This window comes from Roseovarius faecimaris, assembly GCF_009762325.1.
Classification (GTDB): Bacteria; Pseudomonadota; Alphaproteobacteria; order Rhodobacterales; family Rhodobacteraceae; genus Roseovarius; species Roseovarius faecimaris.
Window position 1 is genome coordinate 2012558 of the sequence record NZ_CP034348.1, and the last position, 19514, is coordinate 2032071.

Sequence of the window (19514 nt, forward strand, 5' to 3'; positions counted from 1 at the left end):
TCATGAGACAGCAGACCCAGCGAGAGCCATGACCAAATACAGCCCCAACACCGCCCGCACCGAGATCCCCTCCGATCTTGCCCACCGGATCGTCACCGGCGTTCTGACCGCAAAAGGCTGTCCCCGGGACATCGCGCATCAGGTGGCCGATCACCTGATCGACGCCGACCGCTCGGGCGTTGAATCGCACGGGGTCTGGCGCATCCTGCCTTATGCCGACTACTACGACAGCGGCTATCTGCGCGCCGATGCCCGGCCCGAATTGCGGCAGAACGACCGGGGCGCATGGCTCGTCAATGGCCAGGGCGGCATCGGCATCCCGGCCATGTCTCTGGCCGTCCGCTCAGTCATCGACCACGCCAGAGCGTCGGGCCTTGCCGCCATCGCGCTTGAGGATGTGGGCCATACCGGCCGGCTCGGCGCCTATGCCGAGGAGGCCGCGCGCGCAGGCTGCCTTCTGATCATCATCGGCGGCGGCGGGCGCAAGGACTGGCGCCTCGTCGCCCCCTATGGCGGGCGCAAGGCGCTCATGTCCACCAACCCCTATGCCATCGGTATTCCGGGCGGCAACCACGGTCCGGTGATCGTCGATTTCGCCACATCCGCCGCCGCCGCGGGCTGGGTCTATGGCGCCCGCATCGCCGGGGCGCAATTGCCCGAAGGCGTCATAATCGACCGGGACGGCCACCCCAGCACCGACCCCGAGGCCTATTTCAACGGTGGCGCGATCCTCACGGCGGGCGGGCCCAAGGGCTATGCGCTCTCGGTTGCGGCCGAAATGATCGCCGAGGCCATGCTTGGCCCCGTGCGCACCGAATGCAACTGGCTGATGCTGGCGCTTGATTGCAGCCTCTATCAGACCCCCACGCGCATGCAGGAGATCGCCGAGGAAATCCTGGACGAGCTGCGCACATGCCCCCCGGCTCCGGGCTTTGACAGTGTGGAGGTGCCCGGCGAACGCGAGGCCCATGCCCGCGCCCGCAACGCCGACCGCCCCGTTTCCCTGCCCACCGCGACCTGGACCCAGATCGCGGCGCTGGCAGCCACACTGAAGCTAAATCTGGATTGACGCGCGACCCGACCGACCGCGCGCCGATGGCTCAGTACAACCCGCCCGAGCTGATCGAGCCAAAGGTCGCCTTGTCGCCCACCTGGGCCTTCTTGCCGGTCGAGGTGGTGATCTGTCTGACCTGCTCGCTCTCGCCCGCGCTGAACAGATCAAGATCGTCGCCCATCGCAAAGCCGCCGTCGAACATGATGCCAAAGACAGGGTCTTCGCCCTCGCGGAAACATTCGGCCACCACATGAGAGCCGCTTGCGTCGCTCGACAGGCGCGCACCGGTATGGCGGTCAATCTTGATGAACTCACAGCCCGCGGGCACCTCGAACTGGCCACCGCCATAGCTCTCGATCGCCTTCGCCATGAACCGCTGAAAGACCGGGCCGCACATCGTGCCGCCATAGGCCCCCCGCCCCATCGGGCGCGGCTGGTCGAAACCGATGTAGCACCCCGCCACGATATTGCTGGAGAAGCCCACGAACCACACATCGCGCGCCTCATTGGTCGTCCCGGTTTTCCCGGCAATCGGCACCGGCAGGTTGATATTGCTGGCCGCCGTGCCGCGATCCACGACCCCTTTCATCATCGAGGTCAGCTGATAGGCCGTCACCGCGTCCATCACCCGTTCGCGGTGCGACACGATACGCGGCGCGCGGCCTTCGGCGATATTGGGATCGGCGCATTCGGTGCAATCGCGCTGATCATGGCGATAGACGGTCTTGCCATAGCGGTCCTGCACCCGGTCGACCAGTGTCGGCTCGACCCGCTCGCCGCCATTGGCAAACATCGCATAGGCCGCCACCATCTTGTACAGCGTGGTCTCTTCCGAGCCCAGCGAATTGGCCAGGAACCGGCTCATGTTGTCATAGACGCCAAAACGCTCGGCATAATCGGCGACGATATCCATGCCGACCTCCTGGGCCAGGCGGATGGTCATCAGGTTCCGCGACTGCTCGATGCCCGTGCGCAGCGGCGTGGGCCCATAAAACCGGTTGGACGAGTTGCGCGGCCGCCACAGCCCCTGCGGCGTGTTGATCTCGATCGGCGCGTCCACCACGATCGTGGCCGGCGTATAGCCGCTGTCCAGGGCGGCGGCATAGACAAAGGGCTTGAAGCTCGAACCGGGCTGCCGCTGCGCCTGCGTCGCGCGGTTGAAGACCGAATGCTGATAGCTGAAGCCGCCCTGCATCGCGATCACCCGCCCGGTATGCACATCCATCGCCATGAACCCGCCCTGCACCTCCGGCACCTGCCGCAGCGTCCAGCGGATGAACGCGCCCGAGCCATCTTCAGTCATCCGGCGCACATGCACCACATCGCCCGACTCGAACGTCTCTCTGAAATTCTTCGGCAGCCAGGCGATATCCTTGCGCGGGATCACATGCGGCTCGGCCTCGCTCTCCTGCACGCCCTCGATCCCGACCCGCATCTGCTGATCGCCGATCTCCAGCACGACCGCCGGATGCCACTTGCCGCCCAGGTCCACATCGCGGCTCACCTCGACCGCGGCCAGCGCCTCCCGCCAGGCCGCCTCGTCGCCCAGCACCTCCGCGGGCAGCGTCTTGCCGGTCCCGCGCCACTGACCCCGATTCCGGTCATAGCGCTCCAGCTCCTGCTGCAGGGACTGTGCCGCCAGTTTCTGCATCTCCGGGTCGATTGTCGCACGAACGCTCAGACCCCCGGTGAAAAACTCCCCTTCGCCAAAATCGCGGGTCAGCTGACGACGGATTTCATCGGTGAAGTAATCCCGGGGCGGCAGTTCGGCGGAAAAGGGCTCGAAATCCCCGTTCTGCACGGACCGCACCGGCTGGGCCACCTCATACTCGTACTGCTCGCGGGTGAGATAGCCATTCTCCATCATCTCTTCGAGCACGAAGTCCCGCCGCGCCTGTAGCCGGTCCTTCTGGCGCACCGGATGATAATCCGAGGGCGCCTTGGGCATCGTGGCAAGAAACGCCGCCTCGTGCGGCGCCAGCTCGCGCAGCGGTTTGTTGAAATAGGTCTGCGCCGCCGCCGCCACACCATAGGAATTCTGACCGAGGAAAATCTCGTTCAGGTACAGCTCCAGGATCTCCTCCTTGTCGAGCGTATCCTCGATCCGCGTCGCCAGGATGATCTCCTTGATCTTGCGTTCCAGCCGCCGGTCCCCGCTCAGCAGGAAGTTCTTCATCACCTGCTGGGTGATGGTCGACGCACCGCGCACCGTCTGTCCACGGGTGCGCACCGCCTCAACGAAAGCTGCCGCGATGCCGCGCGCGTCATAGCCCTGGTGGGTATAGAAATTCTTGTCCTCGGCCGAGATGAACGCGTGTTTCACCAGCGGCGGGATCTCCTCGGCCGGGGTAAACAGCCGCCGTTCCTTGGAAAATTCGTCAATGATCCGCCCCTCGCCCGAATAGATCCGGCTGATGGTCGGAGGCGTGTAATTGGCCAGGCTCTCATGGCTGGGCAAGTCCTCGCCATAGATATAGAACACCGCGCCGATGCTCAGCAGGATCAGCGTGATCCCCAGCGTCAGCAGGCTGAAGATCGTGCCGAAAAATGAGAGGATAGCTCTTAACACAAAAGACCCCGGGTTGCGTTGTCTGTCATATAGGGATGCGCGCCAGCGGCGTCAAAACACAAATGCCCCGCATATGGGCGGCGTTTTGCCTGCCCCCCGCTCATTGCCGCACCAGATCTCGCGTCGCCGCATCGGCCCGCTGCCAGGCAATGATCGCATCCCGTATCGACGCAGCCATCACCGCGCGCCACTCGGGGTTCTTCAGGTTGGCGCGATCCTTGGCGCTGGACAGAAACCCGAGTTCCAGCAGAACCGACGGAATATCGGCGCTTTTCAGCACCGAGAACCCCGCCGAGCGCATCGGCCGCCCGGCGAGTTTCAGCCCGCGCTGCTTGATCCCCAGCCGCAACGCCTCGGCAAAGCGTTCGGCCCGGGGCTGGGTTTCGAGACGGGCCAGATCAATCAGGATATCGGCAACCACATCATCCTGCCCCTGCAGGTCGATCCCCGCCAGGATGTCGGCCCGATCGTGGCGCTCGGCCAGCGCCGCCGAAGCCGCATCCGACGCCTCCTCCGACAGGGTATAGACCGTCGCCCCATGCGCGCGCCCCTCGCTCAGCGCATCGGCATGCAGCGATAGAAACAGGTCCGCGCCCGCCTGATGCGCCAGGGCCACCCGCCGCTCCAGCGAAACGAAACTGTCATCGTGACGCGTCATCGCCACCTCGATCTCGCCCGAACGCAGCAAAAGCTCCCTCAGTTCGATGGCAAAAAGCAGCATCAGGTCCTTTTCCAGCACGCCCCCCTGATCCGCGCCCGGGTCTATCCCCCCGTGGCCTGGATCAAGCATGACCTTCAAGCGCTTGTTATCAAGGGGTTTTTCAACAGGCTCGCCACCCGTCGGCACATCCCATCCCGGCAAGGACGGCGCCCCGGCCGCGTCCGCGAAGGCCTCGGCGCTGCCCGGCTCAAGCCGCACGATCAGCTCCGCCTGCCCGGTCTCCGCCTCCAGGCTCAGATCCGCGGTCCGCACCAGATACGGCCCCGCCAGGTCGACCACCATCCGCGACCAGCCAGGGCGAAACCCGCCCATGCGCACGCCGCTCACCCGCTCGGCCCGGTCGAGCGCGGCCGCATCGGCCCCGCTCCAGTCCACCTCGCGGAAATCCAGCACAAGCCGCTCCGGGTCTTCCAGCGTGAACACCCGGTACGGCACCCCCTGGCTCAGCCTGAGCCGCAGCTCGATCCCCTCACCGGCATCTTGCAGCCCCGACCCCTCGGGCAGCACCCGCGCCAACCCGCTGAACTCCTGCGCGCCCGCCGCTGCGGCCCACAGCCCCAGCAGCGCCGCCGCCACCATGTTGATAAATCTGCTCACCGCCGGTGCCCGGTCTTGCTCTCGTTGCCGTCAGCCTACACGAGCCTGAGGGGATTCGGACAGACCTTGTCTTTCATTGTTCCCCAAATACTCAAAACCCCAACCTCTCAGCCCGCGCCACGCTCCGCCATGTAGCGCGCCAGCCGGGCCAGACCCTCCTCGATATCCGCCGTCGCGCGCGCATAGGAAAAGCGCAGCGTACCGCCGCCCCGCTCCGGATCGAAATCCAGCCCAGGCGTGACCGCCACACCCGCCTTGTCCAGGATATCCGCCGCCAGCGCGCGGCTGTCATCGGTCAGCTCCGACACATCCGCATAGACATAGAACGCCCCGTCGGGCGGCGCGATCCTGTCGAACCCGGCCTTGGGCAGCCCCTCCAGCATCAGCGCCCGGTTGCGCCGGTAAACCTCCATATTCGCCTGCAACTCCGCCTCGCATTCCATCGCCGCCAAAGCGGCCACCTGGCTGGCATGGGGCGGGCAGATGAACATGTTCTGCGCGATCCGCTCGACCACGCGCACATGCGCCTCCGGCACCACCATCCAGCCCACGCGCCAGCCGGTCATCGAGAAATACTTGGAAAAAGAATTGATCACATAGACATCGTCGCTGATCTCAAGCGCACTCACCGCCTGTCTCTCGTATTCGATCCCGTGATAGATCTCGTCGCTGATAAAGCTCGCCCCCTGCTCCGCGCAGGCTTCGATCAGCGCACGCATCTCTGCCTCGCCCAGCATCGTGCCGCTGGGATTCGCCGGGCTCGCCACCATCAGCCCCTTCAGATCGCGCCCCTTCAGGTCGCCCGGCACCGGTTGAAAGCGGTTTTCCGCCGCCGTCTCGATATCCACCGGCACCAGGTCGAGCGCGCGCAATATCTGCCGGTAACTGGGATAGCCGGGCGCGCCGATCCCCACCCGGTCGCCCGTGTCAAACAGCGCCGTGAAGGCCAGCAGGAACGCCCCGGACGAGCCGGGCGTCACGATCACGCGCCCCGGGTCCAGATCGACACCGTACCACTCCGCATAGAGTTTCGCGATCCGCGTGCGCAGCTCCGGCAGCCCCAGTGCCACGGTATAGCCCATCGCATCGCTCTGCATGGCGTGGGCCAATGCGTCTCGTGCCCCCTCCGGTGCCGGCGTGCCGGGCTGGCCCACTTCCATGTGGATGATGTGCCTTCCTTCGGCTTCTGCACGGGCCGCGGCCTGCATGACATCCATCACAATAAAGGGATCGACCTGGCTTCGCCTTGAGTTCCGCATATATCTCTTCCTAAGGTGGGCGCATCTTTCGGGGTGTTCGCGCCCGGGTTTCGCTTGGAATGTATCGTGCCGTCAATGCAGCTTCTTCGGTTTTTTGCCCTTGCTCTGGTGCTGTCGCTCTCGCTGGCCTCGCCGCTGCGCGCGCTGACGCTGCTGCGCGACCCGGATATCGAATACGCGCTCAAGCAACTGGCCGCGCCCATCCTCAAATCCGCCGGGCTCAGCCCCACCAGCACCGATATCCTGGTCATCGACGATCGCAGCCTCAACGCCTTCGTGGTCGACCGCTCCGCGATTTTTCTGCATGCCGGGCTGATCCTGAAAATGGACGATGCCGCCATGCTGCAATCGGTCATTGCCCATGAGGCCGCGCATATCGCCAACGGCCACCTTGTGCGCCGCCCGGTGAATGTGCGCAACGCGCGCACGGCCGCGGGCATCGGCATGGTGCTGGCCGGGGCGGCGGCGGCGACCTCGGGCCATTCCGATGCCATTGGCGCCGCGGCCCTGGGCGCCTCCAACACCGCGCTGCGCCTGCTCATGGCCCATACCCGCGCCGAGGAAAACGCCGCCGACCAGACCGGCATGCGCTATCTGGCCAATGCCGGGATCGACCCCTCGGGCGCGGTGCGCGTGATGGAGATCTTCCGCGGGCAAGAGGCGCTGTCGGTCTCGCGCCGCGATGCCTATGCCCGCACTCATCCGCTCTCCTCCGACCGGTTCCGCGTGGTGCAGCGGCTCGCCGCGGGCTATGCCGACCGCAAACGCAGCAATCCCGAGCATGATTACTGGTTCGCCCGCGCCAAAAGCAAGCTTTCGGCCTTTGAGCGCTCGCCCAAATGGACGCTCAACCGCGCTGGCGAATATGGCTATCAGGATGTCAAACTGATGCGCCAGGCGGTGGCCTATCACCGCCAGTCCAACCTGCGCCGGTCGCTGGCGGCCATTGACGGCGCCATCGCGACACGTCCCAAAGACCCCTATTACCACGAATTGCGCGGCCAGATCCTGATGGAAAGCCGCCAGATCAAACCGGCCGTGTCCGCCTATGCCCGCGCCACCAATCTCGCCCCCAAGAACGCCCTGATCCTGGGCGCCTACGGACGTGCATTGCTGGCGGATGGGCAGGTGAAGAAGGCCGTACAAGTCCTTGAAAAATCACGCGCCCGCGACGGTCGCGATGCCCGTGTGCTGCGCGATCTCGCCGCGGGGCACGCCAAGCTCGGCAACACCGGTATGGCCTCGGTCATGACCGCCGAACGCTACGCCATGCTGGGCCGTCTGAAAGACGCCGGCATTCACGCCAAACGGGCGTCGGACCTTCTGCCGCGCGGGTCTGCCGCTTGGCAGCGCGCCCAAGATGTGCTTTCTGCCTCGGAAGCCGCCCAAAAGAAACGGAGATAACCACCATGACCCGCCTGACCCTGCCCGCTCTGGGCCTCTGCCTCGCCCTGCCGCTGCCCGCGCTGGCGCTCGACCTCGAAAGCATGTCCGACGTCGAACGCGGCCTGTTCCGGGCCGAGGTCCGGGCTTTCCTTCTGGAAAATCCCGAGGTAATCATGGAGGCCGTCGCGGTTCTGGAAGAGCGCGAGAAAGCCGCGAAGGAACTGGCGGATGTGGAACTGGTGCGCGCCAATCTCGATGAATTGCTGAATGACGGCCACTCCTGGGAGGGCGGCAATCCCGACGGAGACCTCGTTCTGGTGGAGTTCATCGACTACCGCTGCGGCTATTGCCGCCGCGCCCATAACGAGGTGGAGCAACTGATTGAAATGGATGGAAATATCCGCTTCATCGTCAAGGAATTTCCGATCCTTGGGCAAGAGAGCGAACTCAGCTCGCGCTTTGCCATCGCCACGCATCAGCTGGCGGGCGACGAGGCCTACAAGTCCGCGCATGATGCGCTGATCACCTTCAAGGGCCAGGTGAATGACACCTCGCTCCTGCGCATCGCCGAAACGCTGGGGCTTGAGGGTCAATCCATCCTCGACCACATGCAAAGCGACGCGGTGACCAAGGTGATCGCCGAAAATCACAGCCTCGCCGGGCGGCTTCAGATCTCCGGCACACCGTCCTTCGTGATGGGTGAGCGCATGTTGCGTGGTTACCTGCCGCTCGACGGCATGATGCAGATAGCCGAGGCAATCCGCGCGAACTGACCCGTCCGCCAATCGGCCCCATCCGCCAATCGACCAGGAGGCGCCCGCTAGGGCGTCTCGCCCCCGGTCTGCGCCACAGGATCAAGGATCACGATCCCCGTCTTCTGCGCCGTTTCGACATAGCGATAGGCCGCGACGATCTCATTCAGCCCATAGCACCGGTCAATCACGGCCTTCAGCTGTCCCGCCCGCATCAGACTGGCAAAACGGGCAATCATCACCGGATTCGCCCTGGGCATCGGAAAGCGTAACCGCGTAGAGCCGATCAGGCCAAACCACAGCGACAACCAGATATTCTGCCACCCGGCTCCAAGGTCCGTCGCGGCAAAGCGCCCGTCCGGCAAAAGCAGCTTCCTGCACTGAAAATAGGACGCCTTTCCAACGGCATCCAGAATGAAGTTAAAGCGCTCATCAAGGGCGAGATACGCCTCTTTCTGATAGTCGATCACCCGGTCCGCCCCCAGCTCGCGCGCCAGATCGACATGCCGTGTCCCCACAACCGCCGTCACCTCCGCCCCGCGTGCCTTGGCCAGTTGCACCGCCGCCGTGCCGATCGCCCCCGATGCGCCATAAATCAGAATGCGGTCACCGGGGCCGATCCCGAAATCCTGCAAATAGGTCTCGGCATACCACGCCCCTTCGCAGAGCACGGCATCCGCAAACTCAATCCCCTCGGGAAGCAGCGCCATCGGCCCGGTCACCGGCAGGCAAAGATACTCGGCATGGGCCCCGAACCGCTCGGGCGACAGGCCGAAAACCCGGTCACCGGGCGCATAGGCGCCGACCCCCTCGCCGATCGCGGCGACCGTCCCGGCAAAATCCACACCCAGGACCTTTGCCCGCGGCGCGAACAGCCCCGCAGACAGGCGCATGAACCACGGATACCCGCGCAGCATGCCGCAATCCGTTCGGCTGACAGTCGTGGCGTGCAGCTTGATCACCACCTCGCCCGGCCCCGGCCGGGGTGTTTCAATCTGTGTCACTTCGATTTGCTCAGGACCGCCATAGCGCCTGGACAGGGCGGCGCGCATCCGGGAAGGAGGGCCGCCGCTCATCCGCGCTATTCTGCGGCTTGTGGCTCGGCGTTGCCCGCCTCTATGGCCTCGGCGCGTTTCTCGACCTCTTCGACGATATGGTCGATCATCTGATCATTGCTCATCTTGTGGCTCGCCTTGCCCGCCAGGTACACCATGCCCGACCCGGCCCCGCCCCCGGTGAAGCCCACATCGGTCATCAGCGCCTCGCCCGGCCCATTGACCACACAGCCGATGATACTGAGGCTCATCGGCGTCTTGATATGCTCCAGCCGTTTTTCCAGCGTCTCGACCGTGCGGATCACATCAAAACCCTGCCGCGCGCAGGAGGGGCAAGAGATGATGTTCACGCCCCGGTGGCGCAGCCCGAGGCTCTTGAGGATCTCATAGCCCACCTTCACCTCTTCCACCGGATCGGCGCTGAGGCTCACGCGGATCGTGTCGCCAATGCCCATCCACAGCAGGCTGCCCAGGCCGATCGCTGACTTGATCGTGCCGGTCATCAGCCCGCCCGCCTCGGTGATGCCAAGGTGAATAGGCGCGTCGGTCTGTTCGGCCAGCATCTGATAGGCGGCTGCGGCCATGAACACATCCGACGCCTTGCAGCTGATCTTGAACTCGTGAAAATCATTGTCCTGCAACACCCGGATATGATCGAGCCCGCTCTCCACCATCGCATCCGGACACGGCTCGCCATATTTTTCTAGCAGGTGCTTTTCCAGGCTGCCCGCATTCACCCCGATCCGCATCGAACAGCCGTGATCCCGCGCCGCCGCGATCACCTCGCGCACCCGGTCCGCGCTGCCGATATTGCCCGGGTTGATGCGCAGGCACGCGGCCCCCGCCTCGGCCGCCTCGATCCCGCGTCGGTAATGGAAATGAATGTCGGCCACGATCGGCACCGGGCTCTCGCGGCAGATATCCTTCATCGCCCGCGCACTGGCCTCATCGGGCACCGAGACGCGCACGATATCCGCCCCCGCCTCGGCCGCGGCCTGCACCTGCGCCACCGTGGCCGCAACATCGGTCGTGTCGGTATTGGTCATGGTCTGCACGCTGATCGGCGCACCGCCGCCCACGGGCACATTGCCTACCATGATCTGACGGCTTTCGCGCCGGTCGATATTGCGCCAGGGACGGATCGGATTATGGGTCATCTCATGGGCCTATGGGTCTGTCAGGGCTTTTCCCAGACATAGTGCAGCCGCACGGTGCCCGCAATCTCTAGAGGGTTATTGATCTGCGGGTTGCGCGGATTGGCTCAGTTCGGCCACGTAACGCTCCAGATCCTGATCCTGTTCCAGCACCGCAGGCTGCAACGTTCCGGTCAGGTCCGCCGAGGCCAGCGACATATTCGACGTGACCGACCCGCGCGGCCCCGCAGGCCCGTAAATCTGCCCGGCCACGGCAAAATAGATCGCCCCGCTTTCGCCCACGCGCAGCACCGGCGGCTCCTCGGTCACGGGCACATCATAGGTGTCGCCCGCGTTCAGGATACCTTCGAAGATCACACTGCCATCGGCCGAACGCACCCGCACCCAGGCCGGGCGCACGGCGACCATCTGCACACCGGCCGGCTGATCGGCCAGAACCTGCGGCGTTGTCGGCTGCGCCAGCGGCGGCGCGGAGCCTTCTGCAATCACCAGGGTGCTGTCGCGCTCTGCAGCGGGCAGATCAGAGCTGAGCGCGCCCACGCGGGCGGGATCGAGCGTCGAAATCGGCGCATCGCGCGCCACCATCACCGGCACATCCAGCGCCTCGGGGCGATACAGCCGGTCTTCGGCCGGATAAAGCTGCCCCAGCCGGTCCACATTGGTGATCTGAACGCCTGCGGTCACCTCATCGGTGATCACATCCTCATTGGTGATCGCCATACCGGCCAGCGGATCGAGATCGGCCAGCACATCGGGCGTGTTCTCCACCGGGGCCACGGTCACGCGCTGCACCTCGTTGAGCACCGCATACCCGCCATAACCAATCGCGCCGATCAGGGCGAACAAAACCAGCGCCGAGCCGATCGCGCCCGGCTCGATCCGGGCCAGAAAGCTTTCCGAGGCCGGCAGGAACGGCGTTGCGGGGGCGACCAGAGGATCGGCATCGCGCGGCTTGCGCCGCAGCGGATCATTGGGCTTGCGGATCGACGACGCCTCGGCCGACATCCCATGCGCAATCGAGAACCCGCTTTCAGAACAGAAATTGCGGAAAGACCGGTCCGGGTCCATGCCAAGATAGCGCGCATAGGACCGCACATAACCGGGGATAAAGCCGGGCGTGTCAAACGCATCCGGGTCACAGTTTTCGATGGCTGCGATATAGCTCGCCTTGATGCGCAGCTCGCGCTCCACATCGAGCAGGGATTTACCGAGCGTCGCGCGCTCGCCGCGCATCACATCGCCCAAACGCAGGTCAAAATCGTCGAACCCTTTAGGCTCAACCTCTTCGACATGTTCCTTGCGTTTGGAAAGACGCCCGATCATCAATCCCGCCTCTAGAAAACCCAATCCGAACCACCGGCACACTCACCTTCCGAATGTCCCGATTCGGAAACTGCCCTTTTCTTTCGGCTAACCTAACACATCGCAAGCAATTTTGCATCAATCGCGCAGGTATGGGCGTTTATGCGCTCAACTCCGCGCGATTCAGGGCGCAGTGGCTCCAAAGCGCATCCATCGCGTTCACCAGCGCGTCCATTTCCTTCGGCCCGTGTACCGGCGACGGCGTGAAGCGCAGCCGCTCGGTGCCGCGTGGCACAGTGGGGAAATTGATCGGCTGCACGTAGATGCCATAGCCTTCAAGCAGCATGTCGCTCAGCTTCTTGGTGTGGACCGGGTCGCCCACGATCACCGGCACGATATGGCTGCCATGATCGATCAGCGGCAGGCCCAGCCCTTTCAGGCGGGTCTTGAGGATCCTGGCTTGTGTCTGGTGCTGATCGCGCAGCGCCTGATCGCGCTTGAGATGCGCCACCGAGGCCGCAGCCCCCGCCGCCACCGCCGGCGGCAGCGACGTGGTAAAGATAAAGCCCGGCGCATAGGACCGCACCGCGTCGCACATCTTGGCCGAAGCGGCGATATAGCCGCCCATCACGCCATAGGCCTTGGCCAGCGTGCCGTTGATGATGTCGAGCCGATGCATCAGCCGGTCGCGCTCGGCCACGCCCGCGCCCCGCGGGCCATACATGCCCACCGCGTGCACCTCGTCGATATAGGTCAGCGCGCCAAACTCATCGGCCAGGTCGCAAATCTCTTCGATGGGGCCAAAATCGCCATCCATCGAATAGACGCTCTCAAACGCGATCAGCTTGGGCAGGCTGGGGTCGTCCGCCTCCAGAAGCTCGCGCAGATGCGCCACGTCGTTATGCCGGAAAATCCGCTTCGCCCCGCCATTGCGGCGCACCCCTTCGATCATGCTGGCATGGTTCAGCTCATCCGAATAAATGATGAGGCCGGGAAAGAGCTTGGGCAGCGTGCTTAATGTGGCGTCATTGGCAATATAGGCGCTGGTGAACAGCAGCGCAGCTTCCTTGCCATGCAGATCGGCCAGCTCCGCCTCAAGCCGCTTGTGATAGACCGTCGTGCCCGAGATGTTGCGCGTCCCGCCCGAGCCTGCGCCGGTCGCATCCAGCGCCTCGTGCATCGCGCCCAGCACGGCGGGATGCTGGCCCATGCCAAGATAGTCATTGCCGCACCATACGGTGATCGGGGCCTGCGTGCCGTCGGGCTTGTTCCAGGTGGCGTGCGGGAACTGTCCGTTCTGGCGTTCGATATCAATAAAGGTCCGGTAACGACCTTCTTCATGCAAACGACCGATCGCCTGATCCAGCTTCTCAGAGTAGTTCACCAGTATCCCCTCCATCTGGCATCTGCCTCAAATCAAAGGCAGACGGCGCAGCACGCCCCTCATATTCAAGTTTTCCGATACCTATAGTCCGGCCCCGGATATCGCAACACGTAACAAATTGCCACGGGGGTGCTCTTTGATCTTGATCAACATGCTGGACAGTGCCGTGCGGGCTGTTACGGTCTGCGCGACCTGTCACATCGATCAAGAGGCCCGTTCCCATGTCCCTCGACGCCATTCTCGCGCGCATTGACGACCAGTTGCCCACCGCACTCGACCGGCTCACAGGGCTGTTGCGCATCCCCTCCATCTCGACCGATCCGGCCTATGACGCCCAATGCGAACAGGCTGCCGACTGGCTGGTGGAAGATTTGCAAAGCATTGGAATAGATGCACAAAAACGCAAAACACCGGGCAAGCCCATGGTCGTCGGACATATCGACGGGCCCGGGCCTCACCTGCTCTTTTATGGTCATTACGACGTGCAACCGGTGGACCCCCTGGAGCTGTGGCACACCGACCCGTTCGAGCCCGTGCTGCAGGACACACCCCATGGCAAGGTGATCCGCGGGCGCGGATCCTCCGACGACAAGGGCCAGCTCATGACCTTCGTCGAGGCCTGCCGCGCCTACAAGGCCGTCACCGGCTCCCTGCCCTGCAAGATCACGTTTTTCTTCGAGGGCGAAGAGGAATCGGGCTCGCCCTCGCTGATTCCCTTCATGGAGGAAAACGCGCCCGAGCTTTCGGCCGATATCGCGCTCATTTGTGACACCTCCATGGTCTCCCCCGGCGTGCCCTCGATCGCCAGCCAGCTGCGCGGCATGCTGAAGGAAGAATTTACCATCCACGGCCCCACCGTGGACCTGCATTCGGGCCATTACGGCGGCCCCGCTCTCAACCCGCTGCGTGAAATGGCCCGGATCATCTCCACCTTCCACGATGACACCGGCCGCGTCGCCATCGACGGGTTCTACAAGGGCGTGCACGAGGTTCCCGCAGACCTGTTGCGGCAATGGCAGAGCTGCGGCTTCGACGAAGAGACCTATCTCAGCTCGGTCGGCATGACCCGCCCGCATGGCGAAGAGGGCTATTCCACGATCGAACAGCAATGGGCGCGCCCGACGCTTGAGATCAACGGCATGTGGGGCGGCTATCAGGGGGCCGGCACCAAGACGGTCATCCCGGCCGAGGCGCATTGCAAACTCACCTGCCGCCTGGTCGGCGACATGGACCCCGATCGCATCCGCGACCGTCTGCGCTTTCACGTGGAGGCCCATCTCAGCCCCGATGCGCGGGTGACGTGGGACGGCGATCTCGAAGGATCGGCAGCGGCGGTGATGAACACCGACCGCCCCGAGTTCGAGCTGGCGCGCCAGGCGCTCTCGGATGAATGGAACCGCGAGGCGGTGCTGGTGGGCATGGGCGGCTCGATCCCCATCGCCGGGTTCTTCAAGGATATTCTGAACCTCGATTCCATGCTGATCGGCTTTGCCCATGACGATGACGCGATTCACTCGCCCAACGAGAAATACAATGTCGAAAGCTTCCACAAAGGCATGCGCAGCTGGGCGCGCGTCCTGCATGCTCTGGCCAAAGGCTGATCCGGGGCGGCAGAAGAAAATTCGTACGAATTTTCTTGGCCCCGGCCCAAACCGATGATCCCGGGCTTCACCGATCATATCATCGCCCCGCAGGGCATCGACATCGCCTATAGCAGGGCAGGCTCCGGCCCGCCGCTACTTCTGCTGCACGGCTTTCCCCAGACGCGGGCGATGTGGGCAAAGGTTGCCCCCGAACTGGCGCGCCGCCATACCGTCATCATCCCCGACCTGCGCGGTTATGGGCAGAGCGGCAAGCCCGAGGGCCTGCACAATTATAGCTTTCGCGCCATGGGTGGCGATCTCTTCGCGCTGATGCGCCATCTCGGTCACGACAGGTTCGCCATCGCCGCCCATGACCGCGGCGCACGCGTGGCGCACCGCATGGCGCTCGATGCGCCACAGGCCATCACCCGGCTCTGCCTGATGGATATCGTCCCCACCCACACCCTGCTGTCGGACCTGCACCGCGATGTCGCGCAGGCCTATTACCACTGGTTTTTCCTGGCACAGCCCGCGCCCTTCCCCGAAACGCTGATCGGCCATGACCCCGATGCCTATTTTCAGTCCTGTCTTCTGGGATGGGGCGGGGCCACGCTCAGCGATTTCGACGCGGACCAGCTCGCCGCCTACCGCACCGCCTGGCGCGATCCGGAAACGATCCGCGCCATGTGCGACGATTACCGCGCCGCACTTGCCCATGATTTCAACGATGACGCGGCGGATCTCGGGGCGCGCATCGCCTGCCCGACGCTGATCCTTTACGGGGGCACGGGGGCGATGGCCAGGGCCTATGACGTCCCCGCCACCTGGGCGCCCAAATGCAGTGAGATGCAGGCCGCCGCCATCCCCGGCGGGCATTTCTTCATCGACACCGCCCCGGCGGACACCACAGACGCGCTGCACCGCTTCTTTGCCTGAACCAGGACCAGGCACGCCCGCAAGGGCGCGACGGGCGCCACATCCGCAATGATATAGAAATGATCTATGAGGGGGGAAAGTGGCGCGGTTGACGGGGCTCGAACCCGCGACCCCCGGCGTGACAGGCCGGTACTCTAACCAACTGAGCTACAACCGCGTGAGGGGCTGATTAATCAAAGCCGCCCCTCCCGTCAATGGGCAAAGCGCGGAAAGTTTCAAAGAAGTTTGCACCGGCCCCGACCGCGCCCCGATCCACCCCGGGATCAGTCGAAATCCGACAAGGCCGCGCGCACGATCTCGATCCCGCCCAGGCGCCGGAACAGCGACAGAAGCTCCGCCTGTTTTTCCCGATCGTCACAAAGGATCGCCCATTCCAGAAGCTCTGCGGCCTCGCTTGGCCACAGTACCGGCCGTTCCCGGCGTTCCAGCCTGTCGCGAATGACGAAAAGCAGCTTCTCCCGCTTTCCGTCATCCGGCGTCTGGTCACAACTCATAATCACCACTACCTTTACTGCCCGACGCAGATTCTATAATTGACGTGAGGTCAGCAACGTCAATATAAATGACTCAAAGTCCTGTATTAAGGACACGTTGCAGGGGGAGGTATCAGTGACTGATTTTCACACGCGCCTTAAAGCGCTGATTCAAAACTCGGATTATGATTACAAGAGCCTGTCGCTGAAGATCGGCCAGGGCGAGCGCTATATCTCCAACCTGCTGTCCAACAAGAGCGACCCGGGTTACTCTTCCGTGGTCAAGATCTGTTCGGCCCTGGGTCTGACCCCCAATCAGATCGCCGGGCTCGACGATCAGATCACCCTCGCGGGCACCGATGTGGATACCCGCGTCGTCTCGGCCCATGCCGAGAAGATCCTGACCGCCGTCACCAAGGAAGCGCATCGCAAGCTTGCCACGCGCGGCGCACAGCCGCTTCTGGATGACGTGCTGACCTGGTGGTACCAGCAAGGCGGCGTTCTGTCGAATTTCGACACGCTCTCCGAACATGTCGATCTCTACCGCGCGCCCACGCCCGACACGCCCCTGCCCGACCCCTACAAGATCGGAAGTCAGAGCCTGGCGACCCGCTCCTTCGGCGTGAACTCCACAGAACACCTGCGCTATCTCTTTACCACGTTTGACAAAAAGATCAGCGACGCGGTGCGTCTTGCGCATGTGGAAACCACCAAGGGCGATCCGCAACTGTCGGTACAGGAGCTTGACGTCACCCTGCCCGGCCACAGTTTTCCGCTGCGCTTTGTCTACAAGCGCCTGCTTCTGCCGGTGCGTGACACGGCAGGAAACGGCTATGTGCTCAACTACTCACAAGCTCTCGAGTGAATGCGCATAATGATGCATCATGTGATCCATATGATGCACCGGCACCGCCACCAGCCATTCTGAATCGCCCCGGCCCTCAGGGGCAGGTGACACCCATTTCGCCACCCCGGGCAATTGCATGGAAAAGCCGTAAACCGTGGCGAAACCGCGTTTGACATCGCGGTCGCGCATCATCGCATAGACCCAGTCGATCGGCCATTTCGTGGCGATGCAACATTGCAGTAACATCATGAAATAACGTAGTTTCTGGCGTGACCCGCGATGATCTGGATGCACGAAAAGCTCCCCGATATAGGCCATCCTGCCGTGAAACCCCGGTGGCAGCGCATCGGTGAACTCCAAAAGCGTCTCGCCTTTGTCATTCGGATAATGCCGCCGCATGGTCCGGATCATGTAAGAGCCCATATGCTCCCGCCCGATATTATCGAACCGGGTCGCAACCGCGGTGACAAAACGGCCCTCTTCCTTCATGAACAGCCAGAAACCGCTTTCCTGGGTGAAATCGTTGAACCCCGATGACAGCTTTGCCGTCTGGCTCTCCTTGCCCATGTCCTGAATAAGGGATTCCGCCTCGGCGAAATCGCTGATCACCTCCACCTCACACCCCTTCTGGGCGAGCGAAGACACACACGCACCGCCGACCTTGATGTAATCAAGCGAGTTCCCCATCTTCCGTCCCTTTAGCTGGCACTCCGGGCGCGAACACACGAAAACCATTAACAATTTTACTGACCACCTTCAGACCTATCGGAGATGCACCGGGGAGGAAAAGCTTCAATCGTCCCGAAACAGTTTGTTTCCGGTTCAGAAACAATCATTCGTTTTCGGCGAATTCACCGGCCCGCGCTCTCGTCCCAAATCGGTGACCGCCGCGCAGCCGCCCCCCTTCGCCATACCCGTCCATACAGCCTCGCCCGCACGCGCGCAGGCCCCGCACAGGGAAGCGGATCAACAAGTCATGGGAAGGATAATGGTGGGTGATGAGAGACTCGAACTCCCGACATCTTCGGTGTAAACGAAGCGCTCTACCAACTGAGCTAATCACCCGGTCCGCGCGGTTTAGCCGGGCGCGGGGCGTCTGGCAAGGGGGGATTTACGCCGCCTCGCGCAGCACCGTCTCACTGCCGTTTTCAAGCACGTAGACACAGGCCTGCTCATTGCTGAGCGTCCCCATCTCCTCGTGGGGCAGCCCCAGGATCAGCCCCCGCATCACCTGCCCCAGCAGCCCATGCGCAACCACGACCGACGGCTCGGTCAAGTCCCGCATAAACGCCAGGATCCGGTCATGAAACACCGCAAAGCCCTCGCCGCCCGGCGCCTTCAGGAACAGATCGAGCGCCGTTGTCTCAGGCGGCAAAAGCTCGGGGTGGTCCCGCCGCACATCCGCGTGCAACAGCCCCTGCCAATCGCCCGCATGGGCCTCTGCAAGGCGCGGATCGGTGACATATGCCCGCGCCCCCAGGGCAATCTGCGCCGTCTGCTGCGCCCGGCCCAGCGGCGAGACGAAACAGGGCGGGTCGGCCTTGAGAATCGGCGCCATCAGACGCGCCTGCGCCTCGGCATGGCCGATACCGCGCGGCGTCAGCTTCGATTCAAGCTGCCCCTGAATACGCCGCTCGGCATTCCATTCGGTCTCGCCATGACGCAGGAACCAGATTTTGGGATAGTCAGACATGGCCTCTCATGGCGCTGCACGCAACGCGCTTCTCAATGGCTCACAGGATTGAAATGGTGGGTGATAAGAGATTTGAACTCCTGACCAGAGGCGGCTTGCGCAGCAAACGCCGGGGGTCAGGCCCATCCAACTGCGAAACCATCGGCCCCTGCTGTACGGTGGGTTTAATGGTGGGTGATAAGAGATTTGAACTCCTGACATCTTCGATGTGAACGAAGCGCTCTACCACTGAGCTAATCACCCTCCGATGCGCCTTTTAGCGTCACTCCGCGGCCTCTGCAACCGCTCTGTTGCCTGTCCCGTCCGGTTTCTTTCCGCTCTTGTTCTGACGCAGCTTCGCCACGATGATCCGGGCGTTTGGCGTCTCTTTCGTCCGGTTCAGCTTGAGTTTGCCCAAAGGCGCCAGGTTCAGCCCGCGCCCCTGTGCCAGCGTCTCGCCCAGCACCTCCAGCATCGCCTCGACCACGGGCTTGGCGTCTTTCTTCTTGACGCCGGAGAGCTGCACAACCTTTTCGATCAGCTCCTGCTTTTTCATCTCCAGCCCCTCGGGCCGGGCCGCGCCATCTTCGGGCGCCGCAACGGGCTTGGCCGTGGCCTTGCGCCCGGTTGTTCCGGTTGCCGTCGGGCTGGTCCCGGGCCGTCCTTTGGACGGGGTTGTCTTGCTTGTTCGCGTGGCCATGTCCGCCCTTTCCTCATCATCCTCAATACGGGACTTATCCACAGGATACTGTGACGCACGGCGTCTGACC

General features: G+C 63.5%; 17 protein-coding genes and 3 tRNA genes. 6 read left to right on the top strand and 14 right to left on the bottom strand.

Going from position 1 to position 19514, the window contains the following annotated elements; translation table 11 throughout:
- Positions 1-28: 28 nt before the first annotated feature.
- Entirely contained in the window at positions 29-1069 is a 1041-nt protein-coding gene (locus EI983_RS10365; RefSeq protein ID WP_157707329.1) for an Ldh family oxidoreductase, read from the top strand.
- A gap of 31 nt (positions 1070-1100) precedes the next feature.
- On the opposite strand, the gene EI983_RS10370 is transcribed toward EI983_RS10365, so the two are convergent.
- The 3 genes from EI983_RS10370 to EI983_RS10380 form a co-directional block, all read right to left on the bottom strand.
- The gene (locus EI983_RS10370; RefSeq protein WP_157707330.1) at positions 1101-3623 is read right to left on the bottom strand and encodes a penicillin-binding protein 1A; all 2523 of its coding nucleotides are present in this window, start codon (positions 3621-3623) and stop codon (positions 1101-1103) included.
- Between the two features lie 100 nt (positions 3624-3723).
- Positions 3724-4941: an N-acetylmuramoyl-L-alanine amidase gene (locus EI983_RS10375; protein WP_246162114.1), complete on the bottom strand. Its 1218-nt coding sequence runs from the start codon at positions 4939-4941 to the stop codon at positions 3724-3726.
- Positions 4942-5048: 107 nt separating this feature from the next.
- On the bottom strand, positions 5049-6200 hold the full coding sequence (locus tag EI983_RS10380; protein WP_157707331.1) for a pyridoxal phosphate-dependent aminotransferase: 1152 nt from the start codon (positions 6198-6200) through the stop codon (positions 5049-5051).
- Between the two features lie 75 nt (positions 6201-6275).
- Here EI983_RS10380 and EI983_RS10385 point away from each other — a divergent pair, with 75 nt between their 5' ends.
- On the top strand, positions 6276-7604 hold the full coding sequence (locus EI983_RS10385; RefSeq protein WP_157707332.1) for a M48 family metalloprotease: 1329 nt from the start codon (positions 6276-6278) through the stop codon (positions 7602-7604).
- A 5-nt stretch (positions 7605-7609) separates the two neighbouring features.
- Positions 7610-8359, top strand: a complete 750-nt coding sequence (locus EI983_RS10390; protein ID WP_157707333.1) for a DsbA family protein — start codon at positions 7610-7612, stop codon at positions 8357-8359.
- A 47-nt stretch (positions 8360-8406) separates the two neighbouring features.
- Here EI983_RS10390 and EI983_RS10395 read toward each other — a convergent pair whose 3' ends face one another.
- From EI983_RS10395 to hemA, 4 genes are all read right to left on the bottom strand, one after another.
- Positions 8407-9414, bottom strand: a complete 1008-nt coding sequence (locus EI983_RS10395) for an NAD(P)-dependent alcohol dehydrogenase (RefSeq protein ID WP_246162115.1) — start codon at positions 9412-9414, stop codon at positions 8407-8409.
- A gap of 5 nt (positions 9415-9419) precedes the next feature.
- Positions 9420-10550: a flavodoxin-dependent (E)-4-hydroxy-3-methylbut-2-enyl-diphosphate synthase gene (gene ispG, locus EI983_RS10400; RefSeq protein ID WP_157707334.1), complete on the bottom strand. Its 1131-nt coding sequence runs from the start codon at positions 10548-10550 to the stop codon at positions 9420-9422.
- A 75-nt stretch (positions 10551-10625) separates the two neighbouring features.
- The gene (locus EI983_RS10405) at positions 10626-11870 is read right to left on the bottom strand and encodes a helix-turn-helix domain-containing protein (RefSeq protein ID WP_157707335.1); all 1245 of its coding nucleotides are present in this window, start codon (positions 11868-11870) and stop codon (positions 10626-10628) included.
- Positions 11871-12009: 139 nt separating this feature from the next.
- On the bottom strand, positions 12010-13248 hold the full coding sequence (hemA, locus tag EI983_RS10410) for a 5-aminolevulinate synthase (protein ID WP_425500850.1): 1239 nt from the start codon (positions 13246-13248) through the stop codon (positions 12010-12012).
- Positions 13249-13454: 206 nt separating this feature from the next.
- Between hemA and EI983_RS10415 the strand changes: the two genes are divergently transcribed.
- Both EI983_RS10415 and EI983_RS10420 read left to right on the top strand, forming a co-directional pair.
- Positions 13455-14834 carry a M20/M25/M40 family metallo-hydrolase gene (locus EI983_RS10415; protein ID WP_157707337.1) on the top strand — a complete coding sequence of 460 codons (1380 nt, stop codon included), beginning with the start codon at positions 13455-13457 and terminating at the stop codon, positions 14832-14834.
- 54 nt (positions 14835-14888) lie between these two features.
- Entirely contained in the window at positions 14889-15752 is an 864-nt protein-coding gene (locus EI983_RS10420; protein ID WP_157707338.1) for an alpha/beta fold hydrolase, read from the top strand.
- A gap of 80 nt (positions 15753-15832) precedes the next feature.
- On the opposite strand, the gene EI983_RS10425 is transcribed toward EI983_RS10420, so the two are convergent.
- Together EI983_RS10425 and EI983_RS10430 are read right to left on the bottom strand one after the other, a co-directional pair.
- A tRNA-Asp gene (locus tag EI983_RS10425) sits at positions 15833-15909 on the bottom strand.
- 106 nt (positions 15910-16015) lie between these two features.
- On the bottom strand, positions 16016-16246 hold the full coding sequence (locus EI983_RS10430) for a hypothetical protein (protein ID WP_157707339.1): 231 nt from the start codon (positions 16244-16246) through the stop codon (positions 16016-16018).
- Positions 16247-16361: 115 nt separating this feature from the next.
- Here EI983_RS10430 and EI983_RS10435 point away from each other — a divergent pair, with 115 nt between their 5' ends.
- Positions 16362-17090, top strand: coding sequence for a helix-turn-helix domain-containing protein (locus EI983_RS10435; protein ID WP_157707340.1), 729 nt, complete (start codon positions 16362-16364; stop codon positions 17088-17090).
- Here EI983_RS10435 and EI983_RS10440 read toward each other — a convergent pair.
- The 5 genes from EI983_RS10440 to EI983_RS10460 all read right to left on the bottom strand — a co-directional run bounded on the left by EI983_RS10440 (position 17073) and on the right by EI983_RS10460 (position 19444).
- Positions 17073-17759 (bottom strand): hypothetical protein, encoded by a 687-nt coding sequence (locus EI983_RS10440; protein ID WP_157707341.1) that lies wholly within the window; start codon positions 17757-17759, stop codon positions 17073-17075. The two genes, EI983_RS10435 and EI983_RS10440, sit on opposite strands and share 18 nt — an antisense overlap.
- Positions 17760-18061: 302 nt before the next feature.
- Positions 18062-18137, bottom strand: a tRNA-Val gene (locus tag EI983_RS10445).
- 46 nt (positions 18138-18183) lie between these two features.
- The gene (locus tag EI983_RS10450; RefSeq protein WP_157707342.1) at positions 18184-18765 is read right to left on the bottom strand and encodes a histidine phosphatase family protein; all 582 of its coding nucleotides are present in this window, start codon (positions 18763-18765) and stop codon (positions 18184-18186) included.
- A 168-nt stretch (positions 18766-18933) separates the two neighbouring features.
- Positions 18934-19008, bottom strand: a tRNA-Val gene (locus EI983_RS10455).
- Between the two features lie 19 nt (positions 19009-19027).
- Complete coding sequence (locus EI983_RS10460) at positions 19028-19444, bottom strand: HU family DNA-binding protein (protein ID WP_157707343.1); 417 nt, start codon at positions 19442-19444, stop codon at positions 19028-19030.
- Between the last annotated feature and the right edge of the window lie 70 nt (positions 19445-19514).

What these genes read in the sequence shown, in the direction of transcription:
- EI983_RS10365 (WP_157707329.1), top strand. Translation starts at nt 29, where the DNA reads ATGACCAAATACAGCCCCAACACCGCCCGCACCGAGATCCCCTCCGAT.
- EI983_RS10380 (WP_157707331.1), bottom strand. Translation starts at nt 6,200, where the DNA reads ATGCGGAACTCAAGGCGAAGCCAGGTCGATCCCTTTATTGTGATGGAT.
- EI983_RS10385 (WP_157707332.1), top strand. Translation starts at nt 6,276, where the DNA reads ATGCAGCTTCTTCGGTTTTTTGCCCTTGCTCTGGTGCTGTCGCTCTCG.
- EI983_RS10390 (WP_157707333.1), top strand. Translation starts at nt 7,610, where the DNA reads ATGACCCGCCTGACCCTGCCCGCTCTGGGCCTCTGCCTCGCCCTGCCG.
- EI983_RS10395 (WP_246162115.1), bottom strand. Translation starts at nt 9,414, where the DNA reads ATGAGCGGCGGCCCTCCTTCCCGGATGCGCGCCGCCCTGTCCAGGCGC.
- ispG (WP_157707334.1), bottom strand. Translation starts at nt 10,550, where the DNA reads ATGACCCATAATCCGATCCGTCCCTGGCGCAATATCGACCGGCGCGAA.
- EI983_RS10405 (WP_157707335.1), bottom strand. Translation starts at nt 11,870, where the DNA reads ATGATCGGGCGTCTTTCCAAACGCAAGGAACATGTCGAAGAGGTTGAG.
- hemA (WP_425500850.1), bottom strand. Translation starts at nt 13,248, where the DNA reads ATGGAGGGGATACTGGTGAACTACTCTGAGAAGCTGGATCAGGCGATC.
- EI983_RS10415 (WP_157707337.1), top strand. Translation starts at nt 13,455, where the DNA reads ATGTCCCTCGACGCCATTCTCGCGCGCATTGACGACCAGTTGCCCACC.
- EI983_RS10420 (WP_157707338.1), top strand. Translation starts at nt 14,889, where the DNA reads ATGATCCCGGGCTTCACCGATCATATCATCGCCCCGCAGGGCATCGAC.
- EI983_RS10430 (WP_157707339.1), bottom strand. Translation starts at nt 16,246, where the DNA reads ATGAGTTGTGACCAGACGCCGGATGACGGAAAGCGGGAGAAGCTGCTT.
- EI983_RS10440 (WP_157707341.1), bottom strand. Translation starts at nt 17,759, where the DNA reads ATGGGGAACTCGCTTGATTACATCAAGGTCGGCGGTGCGTGTGTGTCT.
- EI983_RS10450 (WP_157707342.1), bottom strand. Translation starts at nt 18,765, where the DNA reads ATGTCTGACTATCCCAAAATCTGGTTCCTGCGTCATGGCGAGACCGAA.
- EI983_RS10460 (WP_157707343.1), bottom strand. Translation starts at nt 19,444, where the DNA reads ATGGCCACGCGAACAAGCAAGACAACCCCGTCCAAAGGACGGCCCGGG.